1 pseudogene is annotated in these 333 nt (G+C 56.2%); it reads left to right on the top strand.

Annotated features, from left to right (window positions below):
• A pseudogene (locus tag BQ8482_RS38905) lies at nucleotides 1-170 on the top strand (MFS transporter); the annotation flags it as partial.
• Nucleotides 171-333: the final 163 nt, after the last annotated feature.

The raw sequence follows: 333 nt of genomic DNA, 5'->3' as shown, positions 1-333 counted from the left end.
CGCCGACTTGGACGGACTACCTTCGCCTCAACCATCGTCTCACGACAGCAGACAAGGAACTGGACGAAAGGGTCCTCCTCTTGCACAAAGGAGAGCTTCCACCTCAAAGCACCCTTTTGATCGAGCGAGCGACAGACCCGGCTCGCAGAACCGATCAAACGCCCCTTTTTTCTCCCGCCATTGAACCGGTTCACCACCTGGCCGATTCGTGTCTTCGGTTGCCCCTGACAAGCTTATGCTCATCCCAACTGAGCCGGCTGCAATATCGATGCCGGTCATTCACAGCCCAGAACTGAACGCCTAGCCTGAAGGAAACGTAAGGAAGTGGCGGAT

Origin of the sequence: Mesorhizobium delmotii, from assembly GCF_900149755.1 — a bacterium.
Classification (GTDB): Bacteria; Pseudomonadota; Alphaproteobacteria; order Rhizobiales; family Rhizobiaceae; genus Mesorhizobium; species Mesorhizobium delmotii.
This window is presented reverse-complemented; position numbering and strand designations above follow the sequence as displayed.